The following is a 12,253-nucleotide window of genomic DNA, read 5'->3' on the forward strand; positions in this document are numbered from 1 at the left end:
CGCTTTGTGAAGCCGGCAAAAGCAACTGAAAAGAAAATGAACATCATCATCGTTGAAGACGAACCTTTGGCAGCCAGGCGATTAAAAAAGCTTGTGCTGGAACTGGAAAAAGATGCCCACGTCGCGGCACAGTTAGACAGCGTAAAACGCACCGTGTTATGGCTGAGTGAAAATGAAGCGCCTGATCTGATCCTGATGGACATACAATTGAGTGACGGACTTTGCTTTGATATTTTCTCTGCGATTTCCATACAGATACCTGTTATTTTCACTACTGCATATGATGAATTTGCATTGAAAGCATTTAAGGTTAACAGTGTTGATTACCTGTTGAAACCCATAGATAAAAATGAACTGCAAAATGCGCTTCAGAAGTTCAGGGCACAGAACTACAAAGGCAAGACGGTCTTATCAGGTGATCAGCTGAATAATGTAATAAGTTTGCTCGCCCGTCAGCAACAAAATTATAAAACAAGGTTTCTGATCAAACTCGGCGACAGGCTGGAACCCGTTTCAGTGAACGACATACTTTATTTTACTGCTGAGCAGAAAATCACGCTGTTGTTAACCGCGCAAGGGAAAAAACATATCATTGAACCTTCACTGGACGATCTCGAGTCTCAACTCGACCCGGCACAGTTCTTCCGCCTCAACAGACAGTATATCGCATCGCTGCAAGCTATAGGCAATATTTTTACGCACCTTAACGGTAAGTTAAAAGTGCAGTTGAAAGGCATGCAGCAGGATGATATCTATGTAAGCCGTGAAAGGGCTCCGGCATTCCGTGCATGGCTTGACCGGTAAATAAGCACCGTTAATATTCTTCCGGAACTAAAGGTTTGCGTTAGTGGCCAACCACGCGCTTCAAAATTTCATGACCCATCTTATCACGCTTAGTCTGCAGATACTTCTCGTTAAATGGATTGGATATCTGCTCAATGGCTACATTTTCCACAATCTCCAATCCGTAACCCTTAAGGCCTGCACGTTTCTTAGGGTTATTGGTCATCAGCCGGATTTTACTCACGCCAAGGTCCCGCAGTATCTGAGCACCTACACCATAATCGCGATCATCCATTCCAAATCCCAACTTGATATTTGCCTCAACGGTATCGAGTCCCTGCTCCTGTAAGGCATATGCTTTTAGCTTATTCAGCAAGCCAATGCCTCTTCCTTCCTGATTCATATAGAGCACTATTCCCTTACCTTCCTTTTCCACCATATACATCGCATCATGTAACTGACCGCCACAATCACAGCGTTTCGAACCGAATACATCACCCGTCAGGCAGCAGGAATGTACACGCACCAAAACAGGCTCTGCGGCATCCCATTTTCCTTTTACCAAGGCCAGGTGAACATCGCCGGTGCTAAGCTGTGTATAGGCATGGAGTTTAAATACTCCCCAGTCTGTCGGCATATCCACTACCACTTCCTGTTGTATGAGTGACTCCATCTTCAGTCGGTACTCAATCAGGTCTTTGATTGAAATAATTTTCAGATCGAATTTCTTTGCTACTTCAAACAATTGCGGCAACCTGGCCATCGTACCGTCATCCTGCATAATTTCCACCAGCACGCCGGCGGGTTCAAAGCCGGCAAGGCGCGCAAGGTCGACGGTTGCCTCCGTATGTCCTGCTCTCCGCAACACACCACCTGCAACAGCTTTCAATGGAAAGATATGTCCGGGCCTTCCCAATTCCTCCGGTTTTGTTGCCGGATCAATCAGCGCGGCAATTGTTTTCGAACGGTCGAAGGCAGAAATACCGGTCGTTACACCTTTACCAAGCAGATCCACTGATACCGTAAAAGGTGTCTGATGCAGTGCGGTATTATCACCCACCATGAGATTCAGTTTTAATGCCTCACAACGCTCTTCCGTGAGCGGTGCACAAACGAGCCCTCTGCCTTCTTTAGACATGAAGTTGATAACCTCAGGCGTTGCATTACGCGCTGCGGTAACAAAGTCACCTTCATTCTCGCGATCTTCATCATCCACCACAATAATCATCTTACCGAGGCGAATATCTTCAATGGCCTCTTCTATGCCATTTAGGTGAATATCATTGGTTCCTTTCAGTCGGTTTCCAGACATTGTTTCTTATTCCGGTTAAATAGTTAATAAATCCATTAAGCAACGCTGCATTCATCAGGTAAAAGTGGCTGATGTAGCGCAAGGCTGCAAGGTGAATGTTCATGCGGCGCAACAGCGCATCAATCAATGGAACTGCCATAAACAATGTTTGCATCCAAAAACAAATGCGAAAAAAAAGGCTTCCGGCAGACAAAGCAAAACTACTAAAATAGGCGATGATCATCAGGAATGGTCCAATCCAGCGCAATACTTTATGCGACCAAAAAGTAAATGCCAATGCGCCATGCCTGATAGACAGGAAGCCGGCAAAACGTGCAAGGTTCTGAAAATTTCCAGTCGCGATCCTTGTCTTCCGCCTGAATTCTTCCTGTACTTTGTTACTTACATCTTCATTGCAGGTAGCGTTCAGTTCGCAAATTGCCTTTCCCTTCTTTTCAATCACACACATTGTAACATAGAAGTCATCCACCATAAAATGCGGTGGTGTGGGTGAAAAATAATTTTTCCGGATAGAATAACACCCGCCAAAGGCGCCCATCATGGTGCCCCAGCAAATTCCTTCCTGGTATTTCATCCTGTTTTCATTAAACAGGTAATCCCGCTCTTGCCTCGAAATGCCGCTTGCTTTGATGACCGGATTCTGAATATTGCCGGCAACTAAGGCAATCTCCGGGTTGCGGTAATGTTTAACCAATTCAAATATTGTGTGTTTATTGAAAAACACATTGGCATCTGTCAGAATAAGTATTCCCGCTGAAGCTTCACCGGCCAGGGTATTGATGATTCCTATTTTACCGGTACGTTCCGAAAAACGGATTAACCTTATCTGCGGAAATTGCAACGCATAGTCACGGATGACTGCTTCGGTTCGGTCTGTTGACTGATCTGAACCTATAAGCCATTCTATTTTCGACACCGGATAATCCGTTGCAAAAGTCGTTTCAATCTTCTGTGCGATCACGCGTTCTTCATTATACACGGCCAGCAGGATGGAAACCGGCGGCAAATCCTCCTGCTGCTCCTGATTGTAAACGTGTGTTTGTTGTTTTTTACCAGCTGACAGCAAAGCAAGGATAAACGGATACAGCAGATAAGTATGCAGCAGCAGCAATGCAGCAGTCCAGAAAATAATCTGCAATGAAATCACGTAAGCAGAGATTTGTAGAAATCCAGCAGTTCTTTCACGATTACCTTATTGTCGAATTTATTCCTGATAAAGGTACGGCCACCATGTGCTATCCTGTTACAGAATGCCGGATCTTTTAAACAGCGCTTTATCTGCCGGGCAAAAGCATCCGCATCATCCGCCAGTAAGATATGCTCATCATCTACCGCATCAATTCCCTCAGCACCAATAGTAGTAGAGATAACCGTTCGCCCCTCTGCCATCGCCTCCAGGATTTTTACCCTGATGCCACTTCCGGAAAATAATGGCACTACCATGATGCTTTTTGACTGGATAAAGGCACGCGAGTTTTCCACTTCTCCTACCATTTCTACGTTCTGATAACTCTTTTCAGGAAAATCGGGCGGAAAATTTCTGCCGGCAATAAAGAACCTTAGATCGGTAAACTGGCTCTGTACTTTGGGCCAGACCTTATCCAAAAACCATTCGATCCCTTCGCGGTTCGGCAGCCAATCCATAGAACCGATATAGCAAACAGAAGGTGCCAGATCCACATCTGATGATTCAGGAACATCACCATTCAGATTCATGCCTACCTGACTCGTGTGTATCGGTAACTTGCATCCTAACTCCACAAACCTGGCTGCATCCACATCAGAAATCGGCACCAGTGCATCACAGGAATTGAGGTGATATATTTCAAACTCTTTCATCCTTGCTGCAAGTGACTGCAGGTACCATTTCTTCGCGCCCGGCTTGGCGATTTTTGAATTACGCTCCCAGATGAGATGCTCAATATTGTGCGCACGCAAGACAATTTTCGCTTTGGAGAATTTGCGTACCGACAGCAGGTAGGGAAGCAGGTAGAGGCCCTCCAGCTGTACGATGTCAAAATCATTTTCCCGAAGTATAGCGGAAAGCAACCGCTCAAAGTCGGGAGACACAAACCGCTGAATATTGTATGAATCGCCAGTAAAAAGCGTGCGGAGTGCATCCCACCAGTTCACATCAGTGTCCAGTAATACCGAATGAAAGTCTGCTAATTCCTGATTTTCAACAGGCAATTCATCAGGAGGGAAAAAATGCTTTTTCGTATTGATCGCCGCTACGGTTACCTTCTGACCGGCCTCGTAGAAGCCGCGTGTCAGCTGATGTATGGCAATCACTTCTCCGTCTCTCAGCGGATATGGAAATTTTTTACAAACCTGTAGAATGCGCAAGCAGGAAAATTTTTTGAAGGTGCAAAGTTAAATTTTGCCGCCATCATTTCTATTGTGATTTGCCAAAGATGATTGATAATGATAATTGCTTCGTCAATATCACCTGATAAATAAATGTCGCCGGATCAGACGTATTGATAACAGCCGCGAACTATCCGTTGATGGTGACTGAAAGGTTCTTGAGAATCTATAGCAGCATGCTACTTGACAACCTTCTGCATAAAGCCGGTGAATTAAAAAGTGATTCCCCTGTTTATGGATCCGGCATAACAGATCTTTGTGAAAAAGCTTGTTTCAGCAGTACATCTAAGCAAATTTTATCCACATTTCATCACCGTCAAATAGGCACCTGATAACGTGCAGCGCAAGGCATCCAAACTTGCCGGATACTCACATTTTTAATAATGCTAAGCTATTATTCCCTATGTAAATGGCATTTAGCAAAAACATATAGCATGCCCCATTTCTCCGGATCATAATTTACAAATGCTCCTTGGCATCTCAGGCTAATCCGTTGGGACAACAATAATGTGGATAACCCAATTATCCATTGATTTGGCATTGGCGGCAAAGGCCTGAATCCGTTATATTTGAAAGAGAAAAACACCCCATTTTCAATGATAAAATCTACAAACTTATTCATGCTGCGGATCCTCGTATTATTTACCGTGTGTCTTTTCCATTTTGAGCAGTCCGCCTCTGCACAGGCTTTTGTATGGGTTAAGTCTTTTGGGGGAGCCGAGAAAGACAAAGGAAAGGATTTGGGAATCGATCAATATGGTAACCAGTTCATTACCGGTTTCTTTCAGAACCATATGAGCATGGGCAACATTGATCTTTATTCAGTGGGTGGCGAAACCGATGAAGATATTTTTGTTTCAAAAATGGATGTAGACGGCAATCCGCTCTGGGGTCACAGTTTCGGCAGCGGAGTAGATCTGAGCAATGACCTGCCATTCGGCCTGAATGTGAATGAAAATGGTTTCTGTGCATTAACCGGCAAGTGTTACGGATATGTGAAAATGGATAATGGTGATTCGTTGGCGGGAACAGGGCAGGAAGACATGTGGCTCATCACTTACGATCCGGACGGTAACCTCAATTGGGCAAAAATTGGCGGTGGCGCAAGCGACGATATGGGAAGTTCAGTTTATATTGACAACAACCAGAATGTTTATTGCACCGGCAACTTCAGCGGTGACCTGAATTTGTATGGCGACAGCATGTTGTCAGTTCCTTATGAGCAAAGTATTTTCTGCGCAAAGTATGACTGGGATGGTAGCCTTGGTTGGATTTACACATTCACTGCTGATGGCGGTATTCATGTATATGATATGATTGTTGATCATTCCGGGAATATTTACATGACGGGCAGCTACCGGCACACGGTCAGCTTCGGAGACTATGAGTTTACTTCCCTGGGTGATGGTGATGGATATATCGTGAAGATTTCACCGGCCGGTGAAGTTTTATGGGCCACCTCTTTCGGCTCCGATATTCCGTACAGTGATGAAGCAGGTGCCACACTCTCACTGGATGAAGCGGGCAATTGTTATGTTGCCAGCGTCTTTGCCGGTAATTGTTATTTCAGCGGCGGGCAGATCAATACAAACAGCTTGAAGAATGTGCTGGTTGCTTCCTATGATGTGGATGGTAACTTTTTATGGGCTAATGCCATTAAAGGCGGTGCCGGTGCGAAATTCAGTCCTGTAACACTCTCGATCTGTGTTGAAGAAAATGTATTGGTCAGCGGCATCTTTACAGGAGTTGACACTGTTGGTGATGTCATCCTGGAACCATATACGAATACGGATTCAGCTGACGCGTTTATCGTATCCTTTAATCCGCTCGGCAGTCTTAACTGGGCAATACATGTTGGAGGTGACGGAAATGACGGCGCATTTGGTATTGATGGAAATGGTACTGCATGGGCGTATGCAACAGGCAACTTCAGAAACACTGCACAGTTTGGACCGAACACCCTCAACTCAAACGGCGTATCGGATATGTGGATTGCAAAATTTCAGAAGAATACCATGACGGCTTCCAGTACCTATATTCCTCCGGTTGCATCCTTTCAGACTTATCCGAATCCGTTCAGAAATCAATTTACGATCAGTTTCCCCAAGAATACAACAGACGTAACGATCTTCAACAAATTCGGACAAGTGATATTTCACCAATCAGTATTGTCGGAAGACAGGCAGATTGACGTTGATTTACGTTTGCCTGCTGCAGGCATTTACACGGTTCAGCTAAAAGGTGAATACGGTGTATCCACTCAACTGGTGGAGAAGCAGGCTTATTAATGCTATTCGCAGCTTTTTATTTCCTGGCTTAACATTAAGAAATTCAAGTGCGGTCAACATACAACTTGCATTTGATCATCTTACCCGGCTATTGGCGTAATGCTTTTTGATACGCCTTCAATGTTCGGTCGCGTGCTGCCTTATGATCAATAATCGGATCAGGATAGCCGGCGGTGAGTAACTCAGGCACCCACCGTCTGATGTAGTTACGATCAGGGTCAAATTTGTCAGCTTGTGTGGCGGGATTGAATATCCTGAAATATGGCGCCGCATCTACTCCCGTACCTGCTGCCCATTGCCAGCCTCCGTTATTAGAAGCAAGGTCAAAGTCGAGCAGTTTATTCGCAAACCAGGCAGCCCCCCATCGCCAGTCGATCAACAGATCTTTCGTAAGAAAGCTGGCTACGATCATTCGTACCCTGTTGTGCATATAGCCTGTTGCATTTAATTCGCGCATACCGGCGTCCACAATAGGAAACCCGGTTTCACCTTTGCACCATTTGCCGAATTCATCAATATCATTTCTCCATTCAATCAAATCATACTCCGGCCTGAATGACCGTTCGGTTACATGCGGAAAATGCCAGAGTATCATCTGGTAGAACTCGCGCCAGATCAGCTCGTTTAAAAACTTTTCATTGAGCAACTTTGCACGCCGTGTCAGATCTCTGACACTGACTGTCCCAAAACGCAGATGCACACTTATCCGTGAAGTGCCATTGAGGCCGGGATAATCGCGTGTTGCATGATAATTCGCTATCAGTTCATCTGTAACTGACATGGCCGGGAATTGCGCATCCGTGCGGCAGAATCCCATTTGTTGCAATGAAGGGATTGTAACGGGCGCGATCCTGCACAAACGGCTGAAGTATTTTTCAACAGGATAGCTTTTAAGGTAAAAACTGTTCAGTTTATCTTTCCATCTTTTGCTGTAGGGTGTCCAGACTGTATAAGGCGATCCTTCATCCTTTACCACTTCATCCTTTTCAAAAATAACCTGGTCCTTGAAAGTATGAAGCGGTATTCCATGCTCAGCCAGCAGCAACCTGATCTCTTCATCACGCTTGATAGCATACGGCTCATAGTCATGATTGGTGTAAACAGCTATGATATCAAACTCCTGCAGCAGGTTTTGCCATACCGCCAAAGGAAATCCATGCCGGACAATCAGCGAACTGCCCGCCTTCACCAAATCATCCTGGACAGACAGTAAAGCCTCATGAATAAAATGCACCCTTTTATCCTGCTTATCCGTCAACTGATCCAGGATTTCCCTGTCAAAAATAAAAACAGGTAACACACTGTTCCCGGAAATCAAAGCATGATACAGTGCTGCATTATCATGCAGGCGCAGATCCCTTCTAAACCAGCAGACAGAAACTTTTTGACGTTGTTGCATTATTTCTAATTTCCACTATTACGGAACGGTGCAGGATTACTTCCGTAAAAATCCGAATAACAATTCGGCGATCTCTTTTGTTTTGCGGGTACCGAATATGTTACCTGCATATCTGGTTACAGGCCTGATGCCGCGACCAACATTCGAGAGGAATATTTCATCTGCGTCGGATAAAACCGTTGGCGTCACGGATTTCTCTATGCAGTCAATCTTATTTTCCTTCAGTAACTGCAACAATTGCCTTCGCATAATCCCAACTACGCCACCATCTGATACCGGAGTCGTATGCACCACTTCGCTTTTTATCCAGAATATGTTGGAGGAAATTGCATCCGCAATGTTGCCGGATGAATTCAACAAAAGGCAATCATCTGTTTGTTGTTCCTTCCGATAGATTCCTGCCATAACATAAGGCAGCGCATTCATTGTTTTATATGCGGAAACAATTGAATAATCCTTGGGAATACCGCGGAAAATGCCCAATTGAAAATCATCGGCCATCCAGGCATACATTTGAGTTAACTCAGTTACCTGGATAAAATACGAAGGCTCATGAGATACTGGTTCGTAGAGTCCCTGCCCGCTTCTGAAAACACTTATGCGTACACGGGCGTTTGAACCTGTTTGTTCCATGCGTGCTAAGTCCACGATTTGCTTATGAAAGAAGAATGCATCAAAATGTTGCGGCACATTCATCTGCAATGCCTTCATTCCTTGTGTCATCCGTTCGAGGTGATCATTATAGAAAAGCACTTCACCATCGTGCATCCGGATGCTCTCAAACAGGCCGTCGCCATAACAGATGGCCCGATTGAGCGGGAAAACAGCATCTCCTGCACGGTAGATGCGGCCATTATAGTTGATCCATTGATTCTCGCGCATAGCCTTGTTACAGATGGCCGAAAATGGCCGCTTCTCTTTTAATTTCAAGCATCATAAGCACGCTGATAATCTGTATTCCGCCAGCGAATATTTGTATTAAGGTATAAAGAGTGAATCTCTGTCCTTATCGCTCATCCACGACAGGTAATAATCTTTGTCTTCAATAGCCACAGCCTCTTCTGTCATAAGCAGAGGATGGAAGGTGTCAATCATAACAGCGAGTTCTCTTGTTTCCTTTGCCCCAATGCTTTTCTCCACGGTGCCGGGATGCGGACCATGCGGAATACCGCCCGGATGCAGCGTAATCATTCCCCTGGTCACCTTTTTACGGCTCATGAAGTCACCATCCACGTAATACAACACTTCGTCGGAATCAATGTTGCTGTGGTTATAGGGTGCCGGTATGGCATCAGGATGATAGTCGAATAATCTAGGTACAAAAGAACAAACCACATAGTTGCGGCCTTCAAATGTCTGATGAACGGGAGGCGGCTGATGAATTCGCCCTGTAATCGGCTCGAAGTTGTGGATGGAAAAAGCCCAAGGATAGTTACATCCGTCCCACCCCACCACATCAAACGGATGATAGAGATAATGATACGGATACATCATGCCTGTCTTCCGGATATATATCAGGAAATCTCCCTTCTCATCATACGTTTGCAGGTTTACCGGCCCTTTAATATCGCGCTCGCAGTACGGAGCATGTTCAAGCAGCTGACCAACCTCATTCAGATATCTCTTTGGCGGAACAATCGGGCTGAATGACTCCATCACGAGCAGGCGGTTATTTGCATCATTAAAATAAATCTGATACACTGTTCCGCGCGGGATGATGAGATAATCGCCATATTCAAAATCAATGTTACCATACATGGTTTTCAAGGTACCAGAACCTTCATGCACGAAAATCATTTCATCGGCGTCGGCATTCTTGATAAAATAGGAATCAGTTGACTTTTCAGGAGCTGCCAGTGCAATGTGCACATCCTTATTTGCCAGCACATACTTCCTGCTCTTCAGAAAGTCGCTCTCCCGCTGAATATTAAACCCCTGAAAGCTGCGGTGCAACATTTGTTTAGGTGCCAGCAGTTTCGGTTCAACAGCGTATGGTTCATCAACCGACTTTATGATTGTTGGCGGATAATGATGGTATAAAATGGAATAGGTACTGGCAAATCCTTCGGTAGAGAACAACTGTTCAGCATATAATTCACCATTGGGTTTACGGAATTGTGTGTGCCGTTTGGGAGGCACCTGACCAAGTTTATGATAGTGAGGCATAGATTAAATTTTGCAGCATCAAAGGTAGAGATTGCCAGTCAGATTCAACATGATACCGCAGTAATAATTCACCCTGATTTCTGAAAGCATAATGCGGCGCGGATAACAAGATTGAACAGCGTTTTTGTGAAACAGGAATGCAGGATTATGGCCGACTGTCATTCGCCGTTGCATAAAAGGCTTAACTCCTTTTCCGGTATGACCATTTAAACTGATATAGTGCAGCCTGCTTTTCTATCAGCCGGCAAAACAGGAAGCCTGCCGGTCTCAGGCTGTCCGGAACAGTAAATTATCAATCACCGAATCTGTTTCCCCGAAGACGTTTCTTTTCCGCCTTTTTCCGCTTTGATTCAAGCCGCTTCACATTTGCAACAGGCGGCGGATTCGATTTAATGCGGACCTTTTTCCTTTCCAGCGACTTTTTTATCAGCGCATCAAATTTGGCTGTGGCAATTTTCCTGTTGCTGATCTGTGACCTGCTTTCCTGTGATTCAATGATGAGCCATCCGTCTTTACTGATCTTATTAGCCAGCTTCTCATTCAGCAGTCTCTTTTGCGCATCGTTTAACAAGGCAGAACCACTTACATGGAAATAAAGCTCCACTTTCGAAGAAACTTTATTCACGTGCTGGCCCCCGCTGCCACTGCTTCTGACCGCTTTAAAAATCAATTCAGGATGAAGAGTACCGGTATCGAACATAACAGGCAAAAGAAATAAAAAACCTGCCTGTTGATGAACGGGCAGGTGCATTTTACGAAAAGGTGAATTACTCTTTAATGAACGCTTTGGCAGCAACTTGTCTTCCGTTAACGTCCAGTTTGATGTGATACAAGCCACTTTCCAAATCGCCCATGTCAAGCGCTTGCCGGAAGAGCCCGGGGCTTACTGCATAATCATCCAATACCTTAACGGTCTGTCCTGCAACATTGCAGATACTCAAACGGGCTGAGCCCTGCTGAGTAAGTGTTGCAGTAAACTGTAAATAGTCATGCGTAGGATTAGGGAAGAGCTGAATGTCTGCCACTTGGTCTGTTAACAACCCTGCTGAAACCACTTCCGGCCAATAAGAAACAGATTTTTCATGCACAGTATTACCGGCAGAGGTAACCGCTATTTCAGAAATACTGAGCAAGGCATTCTTGTTACCCGGCATCATCCAGTAATAAGTTGTAATGACGGTAGTGGTGGTGATATTTATAGGACCAATCGATATCACATCGGATGTATTCTCTGTATATTTTATGCGTAATACGTCGTTAAATGTTTGCTGTGGCAGCACCAGTTTACCATAACCGTCCGCAAGGAACGTGACCGTGCCTGTCCGGTTATTGGTAAATCCATTGAGCTCATACGTTGCCGCTAAATTGTCGGAAAATGATGTGTTATAGGTAAACGGGAATGAGACCACTTTCTGCGGATCACTATAGGCGGCAACGATGCCGGAAGCCGCAAAACCCAATTGCAAAAAATCGCTGCCGCTTATATCAAAATAACTGAAACTGCCACCGGCATCAATGGCAAGATCAGCAGTGGGAAAAGAACTGGCATAGGTCGTACCTGATGCTGCGACTACACTTTGAGAATATTGGGATCCACTTGCTGTGAGATTGGAGAAACCCCAGGTCTGATTGGCACCGGCCGGACCCTCATTTATTCCGGCAGTGTCTGCATTTTGCATGGTCAACACATCGCCGGCAGCGTACATATTTGCACTTGTTATGGTTGGCTGAGCTTTTAAATACAAGGCGGACAACAAGGTAAAGGCTATTGAAGTAAAGATTTTCAATTTCATATACAGGTTGTTTTAAAGGGTGAAATGATCTATAAAATTAAAATAGTAAGTGATTCCTTTCCGAATTAATTTCTAAATAATTTGTGAATGGTGGCTGCCAGCCTGATCCCGGAAGTCAATTTTTCAACTGGTATATTTTTCCCAT

Annotated in this window: 10 protein-coding genes; 2 read left to right on the forward strand and 8 right to left on the reverse strand. The window is 44.8% G+C overall.

The window, feature by feature from the left end:
* Positions 1-36 precede the first annotated feature (36 nt).
* Positions 37-804: a LytTR family DNA-binding domain-containing protein gene (locus tag K1X61_05255; protein ID MBX7108037.1), complete on the forward strand. Its 768-nt coding sequence runs from the start codon at positions 37-39 to the stop codon at positions 802-804.
* Positions 805-844: 40 nt separating this feature from the next.
* On the opposite strand, the gene K1X61_05260 is transcribed toward K1X61_05255, so the two are convergent.
* From K1X61_05260 to K1X61_05270, 3 genes are read right to left on the reverse strand one after another with little or no spacing between them, the layout of a single operon-like run.
* On the reverse strand, positions 845-2,095 hold the full coding sequence (locus K1X61_05260) for a bifunctional 3,4-dihydroxy-2-butanone-4-phosphate synthase/GTP cyclohydrolase II (GenBank protein ID MBX7108038.1): 1,251 nt from the start codon (positions 2,093-2,095) through the stop codon (positions 845-847).
* Positions 2,064-3,242, reverse strand: a complete 1,179-nt coding sequence (locus K1X61_05265) for a glycosyltransferase (protein ID MBX7108039.1) — start codon at positions 3,240-3,242, stop codon at positions 2,064-2,066. Before K1X61_05265 ends, K1X61_05260 begins: the two co-directional genes overlap by 32 nt.
* Positions 3,239-4,441, reverse strand: coding sequence for a glycosyltransferase family 4 protein (locus K1X61_05270; protein ID MBX7108040.1), 1,203 nt, complete (start codon positions 4,439-4,441; stop codon positions 3,239-3,241). Before K1X61_05270 ends, K1X61_05265 begins: the two co-directional genes overlap by 4 nt.
* Positions 4,442-5,082: 641 nt before the next feature.
* Between K1X61_05270 and K1X61_05275 the strand changes: the two genes are divergently transcribed.
* Positions 5,083-6,750 (forward strand): T9SS type A sorting domain-containing protein, encoded by a 1,668-nt coding sequence (locus tag K1X61_05275; protein MBX7108041.1) that lies wholly within the window; start codon positions 5,083-5,085, stop codon positions 6,748-6,750.
* 88 nt (positions 6,751-6,838) lie between these two features.
* On the opposite strand, the gene K1X61_05280 is transcribed toward K1X61_05275, so the two are convergent.
* The 5 genes from K1X61_05280 to K1X61_05300 all read right to left on the reverse strand — a co-directional run bounded on the left by K1X61_05280 (position 6,839) and on the right by K1X61_05300 (position 12,108).
* Positions 6,839-8,149 (reverse strand): DNA photolyase family protein, encoded by a 1,311-nt coding sequence (locus K1X61_05280; protein ID MBX7108042.1) that lies wholly within the window; start codon positions 8,147-8,149, stop codon positions 6,839-6,841.
* Positions 8,150-8,185: 36 nt separating this feature from the next.
* On the reverse strand, positions 8,186-9,079 hold the full coding sequence (locus K1X61_05285) for an aminotransferase class IV (protein MBX7108043.1): 894 nt from the start codon (positions 9,077-9,079) through the stop codon (positions 8,186-8,188).
* A gap of 48 nt (positions 9,080-9,127) precedes the next feature.
* Entirely contained in the window at positions 9,128-10,315 is a 1,188-nt protein-coding gene (locus tag K1X61_05290) for a homogentisate 1,2-dioxygenase (protein MBX7108044.1), read from the reverse strand.
* Between the two features lie 292 nt (positions 10,316-10,607).
* Positions 10,608-11,066, reverse strand: a complete 459-nt coding sequence (gene arfB / locus K1X61_05295) for an aminoacyl-tRNA hydrolase (GenBank protein MBX7108045.1) — start codon at positions 11,064-11,066, stop codon at positions 10,608-10,610.
* Between the two features lie 16 nt (positions 11,067-11,082).
* A complete protein-coding gene (locus K1X61_05300) occupies positions 11,083-12,108 on the reverse strand; it encodes a T9SS type A sorting domain-containing protein (protein ID MBX7108046.1) in 1,026 nt (341 codons plus the stop codon).
* Positions 12,109-12,253 lie beyond the last annotated feature (145 nt).

The sequence above is a fragment of the Chitinophagales bacterium genome (genome assembly GCA_019694975.1).
Taxonomy (GTDB): Bacteria; Bacteroidota; Bacteroidia; order Chitinophagales; family UBA10324; genus JACCZZ01.